Source organism: Neiella marina (assembly GCF_002165625.1).
Lineage (GTDB): Bacteria > Pseudomonadota > Gammaproteobacteria > Enterobacterales > Neiellaceae > Neiella > Neiella marina.
In genome coordinates this window covers 39,067-59,639 of record NZ_NGNS01000021.1, presented here as the reverse complement: position 1 = coordinate 59,639, position 20,573 = coordinate 39,067, and the positions used below count along the sequence as shown (strand labels likewise).

General features: G+C 47.7%; 16 protein-coding genes. 7 read left to right on the top strand and 9 right to left on the bottom strand.

All coding sequences use genetic code 11. From position 1 onward, the window contains the following. Window positions 1–11 precede the first annotated feature (11 nt). The 4 genes from galE to CBE68_RS14685 form a co-directional block, all read right to left on the bottom strand. On the bottom strand, window positions 12–1,028 hold the full coding sequence (gene galE, locus CBE68_RS14700; RefSeq protein WP_087506858.1) for a UDP-glucose 4-epimerase GalE: 1,017 nt from the start codon (window positions 1,026–1,028) through the stop codon (window positions 12–14). Window positions 1,029–1,086: 58 nt separating this feature from the next. After that, window positions 1,087–1,554, bottom strand: coding sequence for a YhcH/YjgK/YiaL family protein (locus tag CBE68_RS14695; protein WP_087506857.1), 468 nt, complete (start codon window positions 1,552–1,554; stop codon window positions 1,087–1,089). Window positions 1,555–1,798: 244 nt separating this feature from the next. After that, window positions 1,799–2,653 (bottom strand): hypothetical protein, encoded by an 855-nt coding sequence (locus tag CBE68_RS14690; RefSeq protein WP_087506856.1) that lies wholly within the window; start codon window positions 2,651–2,653, stop codon window positions 1,799–1,801. A 305-nt stretch (window positions 2,654–2,958) separates the two neighbouring features. Further along, window positions 2,959–4,236, bottom strand: coding sequence for an oligosaccharide MFS transporter (locus CBE68_RS14685; protein ID WP_087506855.1), 1,278 nt, complete (start codon window positions 4,234–4,236; stop codon window positions 2,959–2,961). A 389-nt stretch (window positions 4,237–4,625) separates the two neighbouring features. On the opposite strand from CBE68_RS14685, the gene CBE68_RS14680 reads away from it, so the two are divergent. Both CBE68_RS14680 and CBE68_RS14675 read left to right on the top strand, forming a co-directional pair. Continuing rightward, entirely contained in the window at window positions 4,626–5,711 is a 1,086-nt protein-coding gene (locus tag CBE68_RS14680; protein ID WP_087506885.1) for a glycoside hydrolase family 117 protein, read from the top strand. Window positions 5,712–5,831: 120 nt separating this feature from the next. Further along, window positions 5,832–8,297, top strand: coding sequence for a glycoside hydrolase family 2 TIM barrel-domain containing protein (locus tag CBE68_RS14675; RefSeq protein WP_087506854.1), 2,466 nt, complete (start codon window positions 5,832–5,834; stop codon window positions 8,295–8,297). A gap of 153 nt (window positions 8,298–8,450) precedes the next feature. Here CBE68_RS14675 and aldA read toward each other — a convergent pair whose 3' ends face one another. Next, a complete protein-coding gene (aldA, locus tag CBE68_RS14670) occupies window positions 8,451–9,899 on the bottom strand; it encodes an aldehyde dehydrogenase (protein ID WP_087506853.1) in 1,449 nt (482 codons plus the stop codon). Window positions 9,900–10,223: 324 nt separating this feature from the next. Between aldA and CBE68_RS14665 the strand changes: the two genes are divergently transcribed. After that, window positions 10,224–11,003, top strand: a complete 780-nt coding sequence (locus tag CBE68_RS14665) for an FCD domain-containing protein (RefSeq protein ID WP_087506852.1) — start codon at window positions 10,224–10,226, stop codon at window positions 11,001–11,003. A 77-nt stretch (window positions 11,004–11,080) separates the two neighbouring features. Here the strand turns inward: CBE68_RS14665 and CBE68_RS14660 are convergent, their stop codons facing one another. The 4 genes from CBE68_RS14660 to CBE68_RS14645 all read right to left on the bottom strand — a co-directional run bounded on the left by CBE68_RS14660 (window position 11,081) and on the right by CBE68_RS14645 (window position 15,554). Then, window positions 11,081–11,842, bottom strand: coding sequence for a class I SAM-dependent methyltransferase (locus CBE68_RS14660; protein ID WP_087506851.1), 762 nt, complete (start codon window positions 11,840–11,842; stop codon window positions 11,081–11,083). 190 nt (window positions 11,843–12,032) lie between these two features. Beyond that, window positions 12,033–13,040 carry an Ldh family oxidoreductase gene (locus tag CBE68_RS14655; protein WP_087506850.1) on the bottom strand — a complete coding sequence of 336 codons (1,008 nt, stop codon included), beginning with the start codon at window positions 13,038–13,040 and terminating at the stop codon, window positions 12,033–12,035. A 13-nt stretch (window positions 13,041–13,053) separates the two neighbouring features. Further along, on the bottom strand, window positions 13,054–14,073 hold the full coding sequence (locus CBE68_RS14650; protein WP_087506849.1) for a zinc-binding alcohol dehydrogenase family protein: 1,020 nt from the start codon (window positions 14,071–14,073) through the stop codon (window positions 13,054–13,056). A gap of 2 nt (window positions 14,074–14,075) precedes the next feature. Continuing rightward, window positions 14,076–15,554, bottom strand: coding sequence for a mannitol dehydrogenase family protein (locus CBE68_RS14645; RefSeq protein ID WP_087506848.1), 1,479 nt, complete (start codon window positions 15,552–15,554; stop codon window positions 14,076–14,078). 347 nt (window positions 15,555–15,901) lie between these two features. Between CBE68_RS14645 and CBE68_RS14640 the strand changes: the two genes are divergently transcribed. From CBE68_RS14640 to CBE68_RS14625, 4 genes are all read left to right on the top strand, one after another. Next, window positions 15,902–16,837: a sugar kinase gene (locus CBE68_RS14640; RefSeq protein WP_087506847.1), complete on the top strand. Its 936-nt coding sequence runs from the start codon at window positions 15,902–15,904 to the stop codon at window positions 16,835–16,837. Window positions 16,838–16,869: 32 nt separating this feature from the next. Beyond that, window positions 16,870–17,499 carry a bifunctional 4-hydroxy-2-oxoglutarate aldolase/2-dehydro-3-deoxy-phosphogluconate aldolase gene (locus CBE68_RS14635; protein ID WP_087506846.1) on the top strand — a complete coding sequence of 210 codons (630 nt, stop codon included), beginning with the start codon at window positions 16,870–16,872 and terminating at the stop codon, window positions 17,497–17,499. A gap of 19 nt (window positions 17,500–17,518) precedes the next feature. After that, on the top strand, window positions 17,519–18,610 hold the full coding sequence (locus CBE68_RS14630; RefSeq protein WP_087506845.1) for a mandelate racemase/muconate lactonizing enzyme family protein: 1,092 nt from the start codon (window positions 17,519–17,521) through the stop codon (window positions 18,608–18,610). A 352-nt stretch (window positions 18,611–18,962) separates the two neighbouring features. Further along, window positions 18,963–20,519, top strand: a complete 1,557-nt coding sequence (locus CBE68_RS14625; RefSeq protein ID WP_087506844.1) for an MFS transporter — start codon at window positions 18,963–18,965, stop codon at window positions 20,517–20,519. Window positions 20,520–20,573 lie beyond the last annotated feature (54 nt).

The following is a 20,573-nucleotide window of genomic DNA, read 5'->3' as shown; positions in this document are numbered from 1 at the left end:
ACTGTTCTCGCTTAGTCAGAAAAACCATTGGGGTAATTGGACTGCCACCGCCAGGTATCGGCGGTCATTTCGGCAATGCCATACTGGGCTTGCCAGTTCAATTCATTCTTGGCTTTACTTGGATCGGCCCAGCATTCGGCGATATCGCCAGGGCGACGGTCGCAAATTTGGTATTTGATCGATTGGCCGCTAGCGCTAGCAAAAGCATCAACCATCTCTAAGACGCTGGTGCCAGTGCCGGTGCCTAAGTTGTAGATATGCACACCGGCCTTGTCCCCGACATGTTGTAGCGCAGCGATGTGGCCATCAGCCAAGTCCATGACGTGAATGTAATCGCGCACGCCGGTGCCGTCTTTGGTTGGGTAATCGTTACCAAACACTGCTAACTGTTCGCGTCGGCCAACTGCGACTTGAGCAATAAACGGCATTAAGTTGTTGGGAATACCTTGCGGATCTTCTCCGAGTAAACCTGAAGGATGAGAACCAACAGGGTTGAAATAGCGCAATAACGTAATGCTCCATTCAGGATCGGCGATGTGAAGATCTTTCAGGCATTCTTCCACCATGAACTTACTGCGGCCATAAGGATTGGTGGTTGCGCCGGTTGCGGTAGTTTCGCTAATCGGAATTTCTTGTGGGTCACCATAAACCGTCGCCGATGAACTGAAGATAATCGACTTCACTCCTGCCGCTTTCATTTCCTGAACCAGCGCCAATGTGCCGTAGACGTTGTTTTCATAGTATTCCAGAGGCTTCTCAACCGATTCGCCAACAGCTTTAAGGCCAGCAAAATGAATAACGGCTTTGATGTCATGCTCGGCAAAGATGGACTTTAATAGGTCGCGATCTCGGATGTCGCCGACATAGTGCTGCACATCTTGCTGCAGAATTTTCTTTAAGTGGCTGACTACGCCAAGCTTGCTGTTATGAAGATTGTCCAGCACAACCGGGGTAAAGCCAGCGGCTATCAGTTGTACACAGGTATGGCTGCCGATATATCCAAGGCCACCAGTTACCAGTACTTTCATGAGTTAGCTCCAGTTTTCGTCACTTGTTAAAAAGCGAATTTTGGTTTCAGGGCAACACCTATTTGCACAGTGCACGAGGAATTTTGACGATGGCCTTTTTAACAGCACAGATCTCGTCACTTGCGCACAGTGGGCGGTGAGGTTCGTTGGGGTAAAAGATGACAAAGTCACCTGCGTTCAAGTCGATGAACTGTTCATCGCTGACGCTATCAAACAGCACCACATCATTTTCTAAGGCATCGAGCTCGGCATACTCAGTTGGCGGGTACAAGCCGTAGCCCAAACGTTCCTTACCGGATAACAGGATTTGAACGTCGATGTAGTTCTTGTGAATCTCGGCTTGGCGCTGTTGCTGTGGCTCGGTGGTCGCCTCGGCAACGACTACAAATACATCCTGTTGTGCCAGTTGGTATTTGCCAGGCTCAGCTGCGCTGGCAATTTGCACCGCTTCTTTGATCCACTGTTGAAAGGAAGCATGGATGTAGGGAACTTGCGCACCTAAATGATTGATGTTGGCGTACAGCACGACGGCCTCCGATATTTTTGTTAACCAATTAGAAGAGTCACAGAAAAATACTTCTATCAATACTCAAGGGCCTTTGAAGCACCTTTAACTCGTCTGTTGAGTGCAATTTCAACATAAATAATTCGATTGGTAAACCAAATAATTTTATAGATTGACCAATGTCAAAATTGTTTGACCAAAGTTCGGTGGTTAACCGCAAAAGCTGATAAAAAAGGACAGCAAGTGCTGTCCTTTAAGCGATGATTTAAAGCTTTCGCTGTGGGTCGAGCCATAACTCCTTGCGCGACAGCGGCGTATCGGCTGGTAGCGAGTGGTTATCGATACGAATAATGTTGCGGCGATCGATTTGGGCTAGCGCCATGGCACTTGAGATGACCTTGGAGCCGTAGAACATTTCATCGAAACTACCATCGGCAATGGCCGTTTCTAAGCCTCTTTCCAACGCTCGATGCAGCTCTGGATTGTTTTTGTCGACGTACAGGTACATCGCCATTGGGTATTGCAGAACGACGCCATTTTCTACGGCTAGGTTGAGGTCATTGTGGGTTTCAACCACCTCCCAGATTTCGTGCATCGCTAGGGGTAAGTAATCAAAGCGGCCACCATCGACCATGTAAAACAGGCTCTCTGCTTTGACTGGTTTAACGACTTCTAGCCCTGCTGTTTCGAGAATTTGCGTATCTCCCCAGAAGCGACCCAAACCGGCTGTGAGTTGCTTTAGCTGATTGAGGTTGTTAATGCCGTTAAAGCGGTGTTGAGCATTTTTTTCGATGACAAATAGTCGGTATCCCGCTAATCCTTTGAACAAGGGAATTTTTACTGCCTCTAATTCGCCCTGCAGCTCATTACTGGCACCAGCCCACATAACACTCATGTTGCCATGCTTCACCTCTTCTTTTAGGCGATTAACGCTTAACCATTCATTGGCAGCGTTCATTTCATAGGAGTAATTGGCTTTGTCGAATGCCAGCTTCATTAGATCGACGACCAATTGATCGCGCTCTCCAAGGATTATTGGGGTTGTGACGTTACTGTTGGCATGCGTTGCCAAGCTAAATAACGCCATAACCAGAAGTGCAAAATAATTTTTAATAGTCATGCAATATAACTCCCCAGAGCGGTGGATTATCAGTTCTGGCACTGCTTAACAAGCGAGTGCTTCGATGCCCTCCATGACTGGCAAAGCGATTTTTGCAGCGCTTTGCCGCAGTCCCGTCCCTGGGAACAACGTAAATCTAACTTTAATATTGCATAATGTTAACAATCGACAGTTTGTGATTGAAGTGGGTAGAGTAGTTTTTGCTACCTTGATCAAGAAACAAATGAGGGCAAATAGATCAACAACCTCTCGCTACCAGAAAAGGCAACGAGAGGTGCTTTGGAAAGATACTGGGGGGCTAGTGATTAGGCCGCAGCGGTCTCGGGTTGTTGTTCCGGTTCAGGCTCTACCGCCTTGCTTTTTGAGCTCAAGGTAAAGCAAGCGACCAATGTCGCTGCTAGCGAAAACAGGCCAAAATAGATGTAACTCATTGCGAAGCCATGGACATCATACATATTGCCCATTACTGGCGATGCAATGGCAGTAAACAAGTTATTCACCACCTGAAAGCCGAACATGTAAGTGAATGAATTGACTTTCTTATCAAACTGCTCGGCAACATAAGCAAACACCGAAACCATGAGCAGCGGGTTGGCCACGCCAAACAACAATTTACCGGCAATCGCCAAATACAAGTTTTGCTCCCCTAGACCTGCAATACCCATCATAAACATAAATGAGGTAATGCCCGCAGCAGTGACAATTAGACTGCCTTTGGCGCCAATGCGGTTGATTAGAAATGGCACACTGGCGCTGACAAAGAACAAAAATACTGAACAAATGCCGTCCATGGTTGAACTAAATGCGATGCCCGCTTCTTGGGTTTCAAAGAAGCTAATAAAGTAGCGAGTAAACTGGGTTGTCGATGTCCAAAACACCACTGAAATCGTCGCTGCATAGGTCATAAAGGCCCACATCTTTGGATTTTTAGCCAGCTTGATGACGTCTTTGGGAGCGATCTTTTCCTGCGAAAGAACCTCGTTCTCAACGTCATCAAGGTGGCTGACCTTGAGGCTCCAACAAAACGCGAGCATGATGAAAGCGGATACGGAGGCAGCGTAGAACATCAAATCCGGATTGACGTTGTACAGCACACCCGCAAGCAGAGCGGATACCCCCCAAGAGGCGATACCAAAGCCATTAACCAAGCCAAAGTCGAAGCCGTGGCAGCGAGCAAAGCGATCACAGTAAGAAGCAACGACGCCACTGCCTGCTTGGAACAGCATCCCCAAGTATAGAGAGCCAATAATGACGCCGTAGATAAAGGTTGAATCATTGGCGAGTAACGGGGCATATACGTAGAGATAAAAAGGCCCAATCATCAAGGCACTTAAAGCGATGAAGTAAATTAGGTGCTTTTTCAAGCCGAGTTTATCGAGAATGTAACCAAAGAACGGCTTAAACAGAATTGCTAACCCAGTTTGAAAACCAAATAAGATGCCAATTTGAGCGCCATCGATGCCAACGCGATCATCTAACCAAACTGCGAACAACGAACCCGAGGTCAAGGACCAAAAGAAGTTATAGAAAAAGTACATCAGGCAAGCTTTGCCCATGGCTACTTTGTTTGAATCGACGCTCATCTAGCGACTCCTATTCGCAGCGCTTCACTGTCAAAAGCGAAGAGCGCTGGTAAACCAATAAGCTGAAAAGTTGGAGAGACTATACATATTTGTCAACCAATTGTAAGTGATGTAGCTAACATATTGCTTCGATTGACACCATCAAGAGCCAGATAGTACTGCTTTTAAAGGTTATTTTGTTAACAATGTTTGGGTTTTTTTTAGTCTTGTTGATGTTGGTTTTTGTCCTTTTTATCGCAATTTTATTGGTGTTGCGGCGATAAACGTGCATCTCGTCACTTTTCTATCGGAATTAAAAAGAGTAGACTTGGCGGCAATTAGCTATACCAATTGAATTATTGGTTGACCTTTAGTTAGGTAGCACTCATCAAATTATGAACGAGGTAACCATGCAAACGACGAACAAAAAGCTGAGCTTGGCTTCTAAGCGCGCCATTGAACGTGGCTATGACTCAACTGGCCCAGAATGGTTCATTGAGTTTGGCGTTGAAGAACTAAAAGGCGACTTCGCCTATGAAGAAGGTGTGATTCGTCGTGATCCATCAGCAGTATTGGAAGTCGATGGTGTCTACCACGTTTGGTACACCAAAGGCGAAGGTGAGACGGTTGGCTTTAGTTCTGATAATCCAGAGGACAAGGTGTTCCCTTGGGATTTGACCGAAGTTTGGCACGCCACTTCAGAAGATGGTGAAACTTGGAAAGAGCAAGGCGTTGCGATTGCCCGCGGAGAAGCCGGTCGCTTTGATGATCGCGCCGTCTTTACGCCCGAAGCGCTGGCCCACGACGGCAAGTTCTACTTGGTTTATCAGACGGTGACAACGCCTTACACCAACCGTCAATATGAAGAGATTGCCATTGCTTGGGCTGATTCACCATTTGGTCCTTGGAACAAATCTGATGCGCCAATTCTAAGCCCTGAGAAAGATGGCGAGTGGCATGGTGAGCAAGACAATCGCTTCGCGGTGAAATCAAAAGGTAGCTTCGATAGTCACAAGGTTCACGATCCGTGTTTGATGTTTTTCAACGACAAGTTTTACCTCTATTACAAGGGTGAAACCATGGGGGAAGGCATGAACTTTGGTGGTCGAGAAATTAAGCACGGCGTTGCCATTGCTGACAACATTCTTGGGCCTTACACCAAAAGTGAGTACAACCCTATTTCAAACAGTGGTCACGAAGTCGCGGTATGGCACCATGCTGGCGGTATTGCCTCGTTGATAACCACAGATGGACCAGAAAAGAATACGGTTCAGTGGGCGCCAGACGGCATCAACTTTGAGATCAAATCCCACATCAAAGGTGCTCCTGAGGCTCTGGGGATTTTCCGCCCTAACGATAACCAAGAGCCACAAACGCCAGGGCTCGAATGGGGTCTATGCCACAAGTACGATCCGTCTTGGAACTGGAACTTTATCTGTCGTTACAAGGTGAAGCGTCAGATCCTGGGTTTCGATACCTACCAAAATACCAACTAGGTTGTTCGCTGAATTGAATGCCGAAAGCCAAGCCCGAAACATAAATGCGGCTTGGCTTTGTGCGCTGTTGCTGGGCTAGAACTGCGCGCTTGATTTTTGTCGCTGATTTTTGAGGATGCCATGTCTCACGCTCAATACACCGTTGCTAGCTGTCGCGAGGAACATTGCTTTAATTCCAATTGGCAATTCCAATTGGCCGAACAACCGACTGATGCCGACTGGCGGAACGTCATGTTGCCCCACGATTGGAGCGTTGAGCATCCTTTTTCGCCTGATTTAGAAGGTTGTACCGGCTATCTTCCGGGTGGAGTCGGTTGGTATCAAAAACACTTTGAAATCGTTGGTTTGAAGTCGAGTCAGCGCGCATTTTTAGTATTTGACGGTGTCTATAACCATTCAGAAGTGCGCTTGAACGGCACAGTGGTGGCAACGCAAATCAGTGGCTATGCCCCATTCGTTGTCGATATCACTGAGCAGGTTAAGATCGATGGCAATGAATTATTGGTTCGAGTCGACCGCACTCGAATCGCAGACAGCCGTTGGTACACTGGCTCTGGCATCTACCGTGATGTGAAGCTGGTGGTGCTATCTGATGTCCATGTCCCGGTTTGGGGTAACTTTATTCATTGCAAGGACATTAGTCAGCAATCGGCCACCATAGTCCATGAGCTGCAACTGAATAACAATCGTCGCAGCTCGGTCAATGTAGACGTTCAGTTTGAAGTGGTTGAGAAGGCCACTTCTCGTGCTGTGGCGTCGCTCAGTCAACCGCTGACATTGGCGGCTGGTGCTCAGCAACAAGGATTTGATCTGCAACTATCTCTGCCAAATCCAAGCTTGTGGTCAACCGAACAGGCAAATCTCTATGTTGGCAAAACCAAGCTGATAGCTGATGGTCAGTGTATTGATCAGTTCGAAACTGTGTTCGGCATTAGAGACATTCATTTCTGCCCCGAAACAGGTTTTTATTTGAATGGTGTAGCGCAAAAAATCAAAGGCGTTTGCTTACATCATGATGCAGGTTTGGTTGGTGCTGCAATCCCCGATGCGGTATGGGCTCGTCGCCTCAATATTTTAAAAGCAGGTGGCATGAATGCCATTCGAATTGCCCATAACCCGGCATCCGATCGGCTACTGACACTTTGTGATGAACTGGGCATCTTGGTGCAAGATGAGTTCTTTGATGAGTGGGACTTTCCGAAAGACAAGCGCAAAAACATGAATGAGCAGCACGATGACTATGTCTCGCGCGGCTACGCTGATTATTTTCAGGACAATGCTGAACAGGATCTGCGCAGTTCACTGTTATGTCATCGCAACCACCCGTCGATCTTTATGTGGAGCATTGGCAACGAGATTGAGTGGACTTATCCGCGAAATGTCGATGCTACCGGTTTCTTTGATGTCGATTGGAGCGGCAATTATTTCTGGAGTTTGCCACCCAACTCGAGAGAGGAAATTGTTAGCAAGCTCAAGGAGCTGCCTGCCCACGACTATGACATCGGCGAAACGGCACAAAAGCTGGCGAAGTGGACCAAGCAGCTTGATGAAACCCGTCCAGTAACGGCCAACTGCATCTTGCCATCGGCTAGTTATGAGTCCGGCTATGCCGATGCACTTGATGTGATTGGCTTTAGCTATCGTCAGGTCGTTTTTGACTATGGTCATCAACATCACCCTCATCTACCGATCATTGGCAACGAAAGCTTGCCACAATGGCACGAATGGAAAGCGGTGATGGACCGCCCTCATGTGTCCGGGGTGTTCCTCTGGACCGGCATCGATTACATGGGAGAAGTGAACGAGCAGTGGCCAACTAAAGCATTAGCTGCCGGTTTACTTGATACTGCAGGATTCGGCCGAGCCCCTTATTACCTGTATAAAACGTTATGGACAGAGCAACCAATGGTCCATATCGAAACTCAGGTGCTTGATGAGGAAAACTATGCCGCAGATTTGAGTGATTTCTCGGCGCGCGAAAAAGATGCCGATGCTTGGAAAACTAAGGTTTGGATCTGGCCAAAACTCAATCGCCATTGGAACTATGCCAGCAATCAGACCATCTTGATTCAAGGGTTTACCAACTGTGATGAAATGGAATTGTTGCTCAACGGCATGAGCTTGGGCAGTCGTCAGCTAGCGGCACAAGATGACCGTATTCTCAAATGGGCGGTACCTTATGAGCAAGGTGAACTGAAAGCCATTGGCCGAACCGGTGGCAAGGTGGTCACTGAGCAAGTATTGAAATCGACGGGCATCGCTTCTGATATTCGAATTCAGACCTGTGATAGCGACGCCAACTACCAAGACCAGCAAGTACGCCACTTGATCATCGACTTAGTCGACGGCCAAGGCCAGCCCGTGTGTCATCAGGAAACCACATTTAGCATTGCAACCAATGATGCGGCTCAATTGGTTGGCGTCGACAACGGAGCTCCTGCTAGTGTGCAACCATTCCAAAACAACCTCATTGAAACTGCCGACGGCAGAGCGCTGGTGTTGATTCGATTGTTGGCATTGGATAAAGACGCAACGGTTACCATCCAATCCGACAATGGTTTGAGTCAAACGGTGACACTTTCATAACCTCTACTTGAGAAATCAAATTGTCAAAGGGCGCCCGTTGTGGCGCCCTTTTTGCGTTGATTAATGTAATAAACAAAAAAAGCCCTGGCAGAGGGGAACCAGGGCGAAACCACAATCGGGGTATTTCTAACAAGGGTGGGGTGGTGTTAAAACTTAGCCATAGTTGAAGTACACGGTTTTCTTCTGCAAGTATCCTTCGAGACCATACTTGCCGTCTTCACCGCCGATACCACTGCGCTTAAAGCCAGTGTGGAAGCCGTTAAGTAGCTCTCCATTGGGGCGATTGACATATATTTCGCCTACTTCCAATTCATTGACCGCTTTCATGATGGTGCGAACGTCTTTGCTGTAGATGTAACCCGACAGGCCGAGGTCGATATCATTGGCAAATGCCAGCGCTTGCTCCAAACCAGTGACCGGCATTGCCGCCACGATTGGGCCAAACACTTCTTCTTTCATGATTGCCATATCATTGGTGACATCGGTGATCACCGTTGGCTCAAACCAGTAGCCTTGCTTAAACAGCTCGCCAGCTGGTTTGCCGCCGCCACAAGCGATGGTTGCACCGGCTGCTTTGGCTTTCGCCACGTGAGCTTCGAGGTTTTCGATTTCACGGGCATTTACTTTCGGACCAACATCGACTGTGTCGTCCGTTGGTAGACCGACTTTCAAGGCTTTTACCTTATCGATGAATTTAACCATGAACTCGTCATAGATCGCTTCATGGATGTACATGCGCTCATTCGAGGTACAGATTTGGCCGCAGTTGCCAAAACCAGATTGCACCGCCAACTCAACGACTTCATCGACATCGATATCGTCCATCACAATGAAAGGTGCTTTGCCACCCAACTCAAGGTTTAATGCGGTGATATTGTCTGAGGCGGAGCGATAGAGAATAGAGCCGACTTCGGAGCTACCGGTCAGAGTGACCAGCTTAGTGATGGGATTGCGAACCAGCTCGTCGCCAACTTCGGCGCCTAAACCAGAAACAATGTTGACCACACCTTTGGGGATGCCAACTTCTTCAACTAACTTGCCAAACTCCAGAACTGTCAGAGGGGTATCTGCAGGTGGCATCAGTACCATTGAGTTGCCGGTGACCAAAGCATTACCTAATTTCCGCGCAGCTAACGCCAGCGGGTAGTTCCAAGCCAATAAACCGACGGTGACACCGAAAGGTACCCGCTGAATCCAGATTTGTTCATCGGCGTTTTCACTGGTGGTGATCTCTCCTTCGATACGGCGAGCGGATTCGGCGGCGTACCTTAAGAAGCCCACAGAACCGGCTACTTCTCCGCGAGCATCGGTCAGCAGTTTGCCTTGCTCTTCGGTGACCATTTGCGCGAATACTTCGCCTTGCTCTTCGAGTTTGTTGGCTAATGCCGCGACATATTCCGCACGTTTTTGCGCTGGCATACGTGCCCATTCAACCTGCGCGGCCTCTGATGATGCCAGAGCGGCTTTCGCATCTTCTCGGGTACCTTGCGGGGCGTATCCGACGATTTGTTCATTAGACGGATTGAGAACCGTAATGGCCTGGCCATCTGTTGATTCGGCCCATTGTCCATCAATGTACATTTTGTGGGTGATTTTGCTCATTTAACTTCCTCGAAAACAAGGTTGAAACTTAAAAGGTAAACCAATTGTGGCAATAATACTTAAAATAGGTTGACCATTAAAGTGATTATTATCACATCAATCCAATCAATGTAGAAAAAATAAGGCTTTTAGAGAGTTTTACTGTTCAACCAAAATGTATCTTTGAACTTTGTTGGCCAAAAAATGAGATCTAAGTCCCGTCAGTTGCTACATTTTAATAATCAAAAAGAGTAGTATCGGGACCAGAGTTGCCGGGTAATTTGGTAAATTGATTGACCAAATTGCCAATTGCACATTGATATAGAGACGAAGGTACGACAACAAATGAATAGCCCAGATGCTAAACGGCGTTATTACGACATTGGTCTGCAGATAGAAGAAATGCTCTTTTCGGGCGTATTCAAAGCTGGCGAGCGGCTGCCGTCTGAGCGTGAGCTGAGCGAGCGTTTTGAAACCAGTCGGGCGACTATTCGCGAAGCCATTATTATGCTTGAACTTAAGGGCTTGGTGAATGTTCGTCAGGGCGCAGGGATTTATTTCATTAATTCGCCAGAGCTGGCAAACCACCGCTCGATATTGCCTAAAAGTGACATTGGCCCGTTTGAGTTGCTGCAAGCTCGACAAATTATTGAAAGTAGTATTGCTGCTTTCGCAGCCAGCCAAATCAAATTTAACGAGCTTCGCGAGCTTAAAAAGGTGCTTCAGGCTCAAGAGCGCGAAGTGAACGGTGATAGCGCCAAGTTTGAAGAGCTGGATCAGCAATTCCACTCATTGATTGCAGAATCAACCCAGAATCGGGTACTGATTAATCAAGCTGCAGAAATGTGGAGTTCGGTGCGAACCCAAAATCCGCTATGGAAAGAGCTCAATCATCAGTTTCTTCATGAAGAGCGTTTGCAAGCAATGTGGATTGCCGATCACAAACGGATCTTGCTGGCGCTGCAAAAACGCTCGGCGGAAGAAGCAAGAGAGGCCGTTTGGAATCACATTGAAAACAGTAAGCAAGAATTGCTCAAAATCGCCAATGCCGACCACGTTGATGGAGACACCGACTTTGACGACTATTTCTTTGCTCAAGATTATGAGCTAGATGCTAAGGGCTAAGCGCCTTTGTTGAGGATAAAAGCGGCAGATTGCCGCTTTTTTGCTTTTCGGCGTCGCTTGTTTGGCAAGCTACATCATTACTCTGGGAGATTTGGCTTTTCAGCGACGATAAGAAATTGCGACGCCAACCTTCTCAGTCCAAGTTTCCATACGACCCAATCATAAATTGACGACAGCAAGAACACTGGAAAAAAGCTGACGTAATAAGCCGACTGATAATATCGAAAATGGATATCGTTAATTTTAAAGCCATAACGCTCAAACAAGTTTGTTAATGCTGGATAAGAGCAGTGGTGGTAGTAGTCGACAAATCCCAGTTCGCCGCGCCGTTCCGGAAATGCCCAGTTCACTAAGTTTTGTGTCCATGAATTGGGTAGCACTCGGTTCAATAGAGAGAATGGCGCATTTTTACCTGGCAACACATGAATACAAACGCCACCTGGTTTTAGAACTCGATACATTTGTTCGGCGAACACCTCGTTGTTCGGCAGGTGCTCCATGACTGAGCGACTGATTATGAGATCAACGGAGTTGTCTGCTAATGGCCAACATTGGCAAGCATCGGCGACTATTGCTGCATCTAAGCTGTGGTTCTTTCGCAGCGACGACTTGAGTATGTCGATACCGATGATGGTGTTTTGTCCAGCACTGACATGCTTCAATGAGTCGGGTAACAAGTATCCAGCCCCAATATCGACAATGATGCCACCATTGATCGACATAGCTCGCTGCACAAGCAACCGTTCATAGCGAGGAAACAAGGGCTGTGTTAATGCCGGCGGCAGGCGCCATAAAACCCGTCGACACAAGCCGTTATTAATCCTTTTAATAAACCCCATTGCTGTTGTTACTCCAAATACTCAAAACCTGCGGGTTGCAAGGGTGAAATGATTGAGTCTACTGATGGAGTTGAAGCATGCGTTGAAATCGTCATTGAATCAACAGCGCACATTTTTCATCAATACCTAGTTAGAACAAAAAAGCCGCTTGGTAAGAAGCGGCTGTTGTCAAAATCATCGGCTTTATTAACTAACTAACTAAGTAGTCGTAGACCCCTTGTGGCACAGGAATACCTTCTTTGGCGCACTTGGCTTTGTATTCCACTTGCAAGTCGTTTGGCGCTCGAACTTTATCGATACCCGGAGCTGGTGGTACATCGCGTAATTCAGTCACCATGGCTTTCATCATGGTCGCAAACAGTGGGTTGCCCAATTTGTCCGGATCGATCACGATCACTAAGCTGGCTAACTTGCGGAACTTGTCGTAGTCACCATACATCCGGACGATGTGATTGCCGAAGTTCGCTCCCATCAGAATGCCGGTCAAAGCGTCGATCGACAATGCAATGCCGGAACCTTTGTGGCCACCGAATGGCAACAGATTTTCCACTTGATGTGGATCGGTCGTTTCGTTGCCATCGACATCAATGGCTAAGCCTGGACCGATTGATTTACCGGTTTCTTTAGCATGCAGCAACTTACCAAAAGCGGTTGCACTGGTCGCCATATCGACGATCATCGGATCGCCGTCAGCAACAGGGAAACCGAAGGCAATAGGGTTAGTGCCCAAGAAGCGAGCTGCACCACCGTAAGGAGCAACGCAAGTGTCGGTTTGGGTCATTGAGATAGCAATCTTGCCAGCGTCAGTGGCTTGCTGAATAAAGTAAGATAGCGCACCGCAATGTGACGTGTTCTTGATGCTGACAAAACCAACACCGGTTTCTGCTGCCAACTCGATGGCGTGATTGGTTGCGGCGATCAGCGCTGAATGGCCCATGCCATCGTCGGAGTCGAGCACAGCAACTGACGGAGATACTTGATCGATGCTGAACTCTGCATTCGGATTCAGGCCGCCTTGCTGCAGACGAGTGCAGTAGTGTTCAACGCGCATCACACCGTGAGAATGCACACCAGTCGAATCGGCATGAACCAATACATCGGCAACTTCATCGGCAGTTTTTGCTGGTAGGCCAGCGGCTTCTAGTTTCTTTACTGCGAGCGCTTTTAGCTCGGCTTCCATTACATATTGAGTTGTCATTGCTACTTCGACCTTAAGAGAAATTGATCACGCCTTTGATGAGCGACTTGTTTTCAACTACGTCTTCTTTGTAGTTGTTGCCAAAGGTGGCGAAGTCATAGTCTTGGTTCTTCATGATGTCTTCAGAAATCAAGCCTTGCTCCATCAGTTCGATCACACGTTGGAAGTCTTCACGAGTCGCATTTCGGCTACTCAGCAAGGTGGTCTCTTTTTTATGGAAGGTTGGGTCGTCTAATACCAAATCGCCGATGTACAAGCCGATGAAAACCACTTTGCCGCCATGGCGGATCAGTTCGATACTGCGGCTCATCGATTGTTTGTTGCCGGTTGCATCCATAACGGTACAAGCCAAACGACCACCAAATGCCTCTTTCAGCTGGCTTTCGTAATCGTCTGCGAGCGGGTCAAGCGCAGGTACACCAAGCACGTTCTCGATGTGTTGGCGACGAGCTTGGCTAACGTCAGCAACGACAACTTGAGCGCCATTTGCTTTGGCAATCGCTGCGGCTGCAATACCGATTGGGCCCGCTCCGATTTGTAGAACGCGCTCACCAGCTTTGACTTCGGCGCGGCGAACGGCGTGGGCGCTGATACCAAAACACTCAATCAGGGCACCTTGGCTAGGTGTGATGGTTGCAGGTAATTTGATCAAGTTGTCTTCAAGCACACTGAGGAACTCAGTAAAGCCACCATCTTGATGAACACCGTACAAAGAAACATTTTCGCAGCAGTTGGTTTTACCATCTTCACAGGCAGGGCATTCACCACAAGGGATGCATGGGATCACTGAGCAGCGATCGCCGACCTGAGCTTCTTTACAGTCGGCGCCAAGCTCAACGACTTCGCCGCAGATTTCATGACCCAGCACGCGTGGGTAGCTGAAAAAAGGCTGACGACCAGCATAAGCATGGATATCGGTACCACAGATCCCCACGGCTTTTACTTTCAGCAGTACTTCATTGGCAGCGACCGCTGGCATGTCGCGTTCTACATATTCGATGGCGAATGGCTCATTGCAAATTAGAGTTTTCATAACTATTTGTTTCCTTTAGATACCGAGTGGACCAAGCCCTTGATACCTGTTTCTTGTAAGTTCACGAATGCTGCTTTGATAAGGGCAGCGAAGGTTTCATTGCTTTGTGGGTGTTGACCAAAAATCTGCTCTAATGCCAACAGTGCTTCAAGTTGCTCTTCGGCGGTGGTGGCACTATTGACGGCCTGCTTGAGTTGCTCAGCCATTGGATCCACCAAGTCGTCACCGTTGCTAACGGCGTTGATGACGAATGTCGCCCAACCTGCTATCAGCAAAGGTTGGCACGTTGGCGTAATGCCTCGCTCGAGCAGCGTTAGCATTGGGTCGATGGCGCGCTGAGGTAGCTTTTGAGTGCCATCCATCGCGATTTGCGCTGTTTTGTGCTTGATGTTGGGATTGCTGAAACGGCCGATCAATAACGAGGCATACTGCTCCAGATCGACTTTCAAGCTAGGATTGAGCGATTTGGCTTGCTCTTCGAGCATCAAGCGTAAGGTTGTCGCGCGGAAGTCGCTATCTTCCATACACTGATAAATGAAGTCATAGCCCGCCAAAAAACCGTTGTAGGCGAGAAATGAGTGGCTACCGTTGAGCATACGAAGTTTCATTTCTTCATATGGCAGCACATCGGCGACGAACATGGCGCCGGCTTTGTCCCAATCTGGACGCCCAGCGACGAAGTTGTCTTCGATGACCCACTGACGATAATCTTCACAAACGATGCCGCAAGGGTCGCGATAGCCAATGCACTCATCAATCACGGCAAATGCGTCGTCGGTCATGGCCGGAACAATGCGGTCAACCATGGTGCTTGGGAACGTCACGTTCTGCTCAATCCATGCCGCCAGGGCCGAATCCAACTGCTTAGCAAAACTCAACACCGCTTCTTTGGTCAGTAAGCCGTTTTCTGGGATGTTGTCGCAAGACAAAACACTAAAAGGTGCTAGCCCTTTATCGCGACGAACTCGCAACGCTTCAGTGATCAAGCCGAGCGCTGATTGTGGCGTTTGAGGGTTGTTTAAATCGTGTTGAATCAGGCCGTTGTTGATGTCGAGCTGGCCCGACTGTGGATCACTGCAATAACCTTTTTCAGTAATGGTCAGCGATACAATTTTGACTTGTGGCTCGGCCAACTTATCAATTGCGGCTTGAATGCCATCAACTGGCGTATGGATGGACTCTGTCACCGAACGGATTAGGCGTGACACCATGCTATCGGCCGAACGCTCGACGACACTGAACAAGTGTTGTTGGGCCTGCAAGTCGGCAATCAGCTCTGGACCGCCGAACATATTGATTTCGCAGATGCCCCAAAGTTTGTCTGATTGATCGTTGGTGAGATCGTTATAGACAGCTTGATGGCCGCGATGAAATGCACCAAAGCCAATGTGAACAATGTTTGTTTCTAGCTTTGAACGGTCAAAGCTCGTTTTCTCGTTGAATCCTAGCGATTCCAAATTTACTTCTGTTGTCGTTGTCATCTGTGTCACCAACTTATCAACCAATTACTCGAGACTGCTTCTCTATATGTTTGAGAGCCTTCACGCATCAGGAATGAGAGAATGGTAAACCAATTTTATGTGCGTGGCTAATCAGTATTTGGCGTGATTTCACGTGTTAATTTAATAAAATAATGCATAACATTATGTTTTTATTGATTTTATAACTAATTTTGTTGACAATTAAATGTTCTTTATTTTTTAACGTCATCACATTATTTGTGGTTTTGGTTGACCAAAGTTGCGAGCTGGCACTAAGATGACGTCGTTTTAGTAACCTTTTGACTCTGTCTTTTTAAAAGGCGAGCCCGCAAAACTGTGAGTTGAGCATGTCTAGTGAAATTTTGACTTTTGGTGAACCAATGTTTGAGTTCAGCCAAATTAAGGAACGTGATTCTGCCGATGCAGATTTCCTGAGTGGTTTTGGCGGCGATGTATCAAACTTCGCTATCGCAGCAGCTCGTCAAGGCGCCAACGTGGGAATTTTTACTCACTTAGGTGCTGATGCCTTTGGTAGTGAGTTTTTGAAGTTGTGGCAACGTGAATCAGTTCATTCTGATTTAGTGGTCAGTAGTCAGACTGCTCACACAGGCGTGTATTTCATTACTCATGACGAGCAAGGGCATCACTTTTCCTTTTTGCGCAAAGGTTCCGCAGCAAGTTTGATTCAACCTCATCAGCTGCCCATTGATGCAATCAAAGCAGCCAAGTTGCTCCATGTCACAGCCATCACCCAAGCTATCAGCGCCAATAGCTGTGACGCCGTGTTTGAAGCACTGGAGGTAGCGCGAGCCAACAATACACTAGTGTCTTATGACACTAACCTTCGTCTGAAATTGTGGTCGTTGCAACGAGCCCGAGGGGTGATTAGTGAAACTATTCGCCATGTCGACATTTGTTTCCCGAGTCTTGATGAAGCGCAATTGCTAACAGGGCTGAATCACCCTGACGAGATCATTGATTACTACCTGAAGTTGGGCGCCCGTATTGTGGTGTTGAAGAAAGGTGGTGAAGGTGCAACGGTGGCGACTGAATCTGAGCGTTTCTCGATATTGCCACACAAAGTAACGCCGGTAGATGCTACTGCTGCGGGCGACTCATTTGCAGGCTCCTTCTGCACTCACTATGTCCGCGGCGCGAATCTAGAAGAGGCGTTGGCCTACGCTAATGCAACGGCGTCGATCACCATTACCGGTTATGGCGCAGTGGCACCATTACCAACGTTGGCTCAAGTCGAAGCCCGACTAAATGAAGCCAAGGCGTAGAATTCGAATTCACTTATATAACGGAAATACCTATGGAAAATCTTAATGAGCAACTGCGCGCCTTGAAAGTCGTGCCGGTTATTGCGGTCGACAAAGCCGAAGATATTTTGCCGTTAGGCGAGCAGTTAGCTAACAATGGTTTACCGGTAGCTGAAATCACCTTTCGCTCGGATGCTGCTGAGGAGGCCATCCGGCTGCTTCGTCAAGCTCAACCAAACATGTTGATTGGCGCTGGTACCGTGCTGAATGAGGCACAAGTTATTGCTGCGAAAAATGCCGGAGCAACTTTTATTGTGTCGCCTGGGTTAAATCCCAACACAGTGAAAGCTTGTCAGAAACACGGCATTCCAATCGTCCCTGGTGTGAACAATCCATCAACCATCGAAGCGGCCATTGAACTTGGTCTTGATACCGTTAAGTTCTTCCCGGCGGAGCCATCTGGCGGCATCAAGATGCTGAAAGCTCTGTTAGCGCCTTATCCGCAATTACAAGTAATGCCGACTGGCGGTATTGGTGCCGGGAACATTGAAGAATATCTGGCGATCCCTCGAGTATTGGCTTGTGGCGGCTCGTGGATGGTTGACAAGACGCTGGTTAACTCCGGCGAGTGGGACAAAATTGGTGAGTTAGTTGCCGCTGTTGTGGCGCAGCTAAAAGACTAGTTTCGGAGTAGTAGTTGTTATGAGTCCGATTAAGTCGATTGAGAATCGTCTGTACAAAATCCCATTGGCTGAAATTTTGTCCGACGCCAAGCATGGTGATCATGACCATTTTGAATTGATCACTTGTACCATCACTTTAGAAGATGGCTCTCAGGGCACTGGATATACCTATACCGGTGGTAAGGGAGGCTATTCAATCAAGGCGATGCTTGACTACGATTTGGCTCCGTCGTTGATTGGCGCTGATGCCGAAAACATTGATGCCATCTATGATCATATGGAATGGCACATTCACTATGTTGGTCGTGGCGGGATTTCTTCATTCGCCATTTCTGCTGTGGATATAGCGCTTTGGGATCTCAAAGGTAAGCGTTTAGGTGAACCTTTGTGGAAAATGGCTGGTGGTCACAGTGACCGCTGCAAAGCCTATTGTGGCGGTATTGATTTGCATTTCCCGCTCGACAAACTATTGCGCTCAATTGAAGGTTATTTGGAGCGAGGCCACAATGCGGTAAAGATCAAAATCGGTCGAGCTAACATGCAAGAGGATATCGATCGAATTGCCGCCGTGCGCGAACTGATTGGCCCTGACGTTACCTTTATGATTGATGCCAATTACTCGTTGACTGTCGAGCAGGCCATCACCCTGTCTAAATCTGTCGAACAACACGACATAACCTGGTTCGAAGAGCCGACCATTCCTGATGATTATCAGGGATTTGCTGAGATCGCCAGCAACACATCAATTCCGCTCGCTATGGGGGAAAATCTGCATACCATCCATGAGTTTGGTTATGCCTTTGAACAAGCTTCATTGTCATTTGTGCAGCCCGATGCATCAAATTGCGGTGGTGTTACCGGCTGGTTGCGGGCCGCACAGCTCGCCAATAAGTATGGCATTCCTGCATGTAGTCATGGCATGCAAGAATTACATGTCAGCTTGGTCAGCAGTCAGCCTAATTCAGGCTGGTTAGAAGTTCATAGTTTCCCGATCGATCAATACACCAAGCGTCCGTTGGTGGTTGAAGAACACTTGGCTGTTGCCCCCAACACTCCCGGTACTGGAGTGGAATTTGACTGGCACAAAATAGCCAAGTATCAGGTCGCATAACGCCGACCAAGGTTAGCCTTACCTAGCGTTATATTTGTACTTTGTGTGGTTTTGCCCCGTGCTGTTAATCAGCATTGGGGCTTTTTTTTGTTTTACCATTTATTCATCACACATTGGTTTACCAATAATGATTGTTGTCATTATTATCTATTTTTCATTTTTGGTTGATGATTTAATGATCTGACGCAAAATATTAATATTTGCATGCTGTTAGTGGGTATATGGGGAGGTTTTGTGTTGCGTTATTGATCTACCTATTTTGTCATTTTGGTTGACTAATGTGATCAATTCTAAAAAATTGGTTGTCCTTTTGTGTAACTATGTCGCCAGTTGAAACATTGAAGTTATACGAATGACTAAACAAACATTAACGGCTTGCCAGTATGCCTTGATCGTTACCCTCGGCGGTTTTGTCTTTGGCCTTGATGCTGCAATCATTTCTGGAACTATCCGCTACATTACTGCTGAGTTCGGCCTCTCTGATATGGAGTTAGGTACTGTGGTCAGCGCACCGAGCTTGGGCGCAATTTTTGGTCTGTTTCTGGCCGGAAAAATGGCCGACTTGTTTGGCCGAAAAAAGACCCTGATCATTATCGCCGTGGTGTACTTGATCTCGGCCCTTGGTTCGGCTTTTGCCAACAACTTTACCGTACTACTGCTTGCTCGGTTTATTGGTGGTCTCGCGTTCATTTCGATTTCAGTTACCTCCATGTACATCGGCGAGGTCTCGCCGCCACAACTCCGCGGCAAACTAGTGTCCTTTAATCAATTAATGATGGTCATCGGTTTATCCGGTGCCTATTTCATTAGTTACGGTTTAGTGCAGTCGGTGGCCCCGGGCGAAACCGAAATATGGGGCTTGGCGATTTGGCGAGTGATGTTTGCCACTGAGATTTTGCCAGTACTCATCTGGGCCGGTTTGTTGTTTACCATTGCTGAATCCCCGCGTTGGCTGTTAATGCATGGCCAGCGAGAACAAGCGAAGCAGGTGATTTTCAGCGTTAACGACCCTGCCTCAGCGGCGGCGGCTCTGGAAGACATGGAGGCCAATCTAGCAAGTCACAAGAATGAACTGGCTGAAGACAAGCCGCTGAAACTGACGTTTGCGCCTAAGTATCGCAAAGTACTGTTGCTTGGTATCGCCATTGCCACGGCTCAAGGTTTCACTGGTATGAATGCCATTCTGTTTTATGCGCCGGTGGTATTTGAGCAATTGGGTTCTGGCGTACATGGTGCTTTTGAGCAAACCACATACATTGGTGTTTGCGGCTTTATCTTCACCTTGGCGGCAATTTTTCTGGTCGATAAACTGGGGCGCCGACCTTTATTAATCATGGGACTCGCCGCCATTCTGGCGTCGCACTTGTTGTGCTGGTATGGCTTCAGTAGTGCGAGTTACGAGATCTCTCAGCGTACTCTCGACAATGTACCTGTCTCAATGGATGCCAGTAAGCTCGAACCGCATATTGGTAAAACCTTCGATTCCGATATCGCTCTCAAAACCTTGTTGGCAGAAACCTATGAGCATAAGGATGCCAAACTCATCGAAGGCTACGTCATTGAGTCCTCTGTGACCATGAATGCCACGGTAATTCTATTCGGTATTTTCGCCTTTATCGGCGCATTTCACTTTTCCATTGGGCCAATCATGTGGGTATTGATTTCGGAGATCTCACCCAATGCCATTCGCAGTGTGGCGATTCCGTTTTTTGCCCTGACCACCAGTATTTCCAGTTATTTGGTGCAGCACTTATTTCCTTGGCAGCTCAACACCATTGGTGCCGCGGGAACATTTCTAATGTATGGCATGTTCGCCGCTATACCACTGTTGGTGGTGGCGCTATTCCTACCTGAGACCAAGAACAAAAGTATTGAAGATATTGAAAAAACTCTGGTATCCGAGGCCTAGCCTCGGGTGATCAGCGACTGACACAGGAGGTAATCAACTCACAGGGTGATTGAG